A 1,043-nucleotide genomic window follows, 5' to 3' on the forward strand; every position below is an offset into this window, starting at 1 on the left:
GGGTTGGCGGCCGCACGACATCCCCATCTGATGGTACTGCCTTGCGACGTGCCGCGCATTGACGCCGAACTGCTCACGGCCATGCGAGAAGCCGCCTGCCAACAGCCGGACAAACCCTTGATGCTACGCCAGGGCGATCATTGGGAACCGTTGCTGTGCATTATCCCTGTAGCGCTGGCAGGCGAGTTTGAAAACGCCTGGAACGAGGGTGAACGCAGCCCCGGACGCATCATGCGCAACCTGGGTGCCATCGCACTGCAATGCCCCGAAAACGATCGACGCCTGGCCAACCTGAATACACCTGAACTGTTAAGCCTGCACAGCAACGTGCCAGAATGAGGTCAACCAAGGAACTTGCGCGCCAGGCATACGTCTCAGCCCAGTACTCAAAAGAATTCATATTCGGAGAAATCACATGACTCATCGGACCCTCGCCACTCTMATGCTCGCACTGGGCCTCGCTACCCTCGCCGGTTGCTCATCGCCCGCGGTGATCACCTTGAATGACGGTCGCGAGATCCAGTCGGTCGACACACCACAATTTGATTCCAAATCGGGTTTTTACGAATTCGAGCAACTGGATGGCAAGCACACCCGCATCAACAAAGATCAGATTCGTACCGTTAAAGACCTGTAAGCCTCACGGCGACAGCCAGGTACATAAAAAGCCCGCCAATGTGCGGGCTTTGTCATCTCTGGCAAAAGCAGACCTCGCTCAGCCCAAGCCACTTACTGAGTGCCGCGCTTGAGCTGCGCAGTCACCACCGTAGGGGGAATCACCACTGCAAGGTGATTTCGCTCTCGAAGCTTCGCTCAAGCCCGGTCACCGGATCGATAAAACGCAAGCCTTTGGCCAACAGTTTCAACGGATTGGCGTAATCATCTTCAACATCTTTCAATGCGTCGGGATAAAACGGGTCATTGCAGATACTCGCCCCCAACGCCGTCATGTGGACCCTTAACTGGTGCTTTTTGCCAGTCACCGGATACAACGCATAACGCCAGAGATCGGCATTTTTCTCCATGACTTCAATGGCCGTCTC

The 1,043-nt window shown here is 55.5% G+C and carries 2 protein-coding genes and 1 pseudogene; 2 read left to right on the forward strand and 1 reads right to left on the reverse strand.

Going from position 1 to position 1,043, the window contains the following annotated elements; all coding sequences use genetic code 11:
- Positions 1-339, forward strand: a 339-nt coding sequence (locus AC1DH9_RS29745) for an NTP transferase domain-containing protein (RefSeq protein WP_477809405.1), incomplete at its 5' end; no start/stop codon positions are given.
- A gap of 76 nt (positions 340-415) precedes the next feature.
- Positions 416-637 carry a YgdI/YgdR family lipoprotein gene (locus AC1DH9_RS29750; protein WP_145017075.1) on the forward strand — a complete coding sequence of 74 codons (222 nt, stop codon included), beginning with the start codon at positions 416-418 and terminating at the stop codon, positions 635-637.
- A 139-nt stretch (positions 638-776) separates the two neighbouring features.
- Here the strand turns inward: AC1DH9_RS29750 and AC1DH9_RS29755 are convergent.
- Positions 777-1,043 (reverse strand): annotated as a pseudogene (locus AC1DH9_RS29755) (pseudouridine synthase); the annotation flags it as partial.

It is taken from the genome of Pseudomonas sp. 05T35 (genome assembly GCF_056396605.1).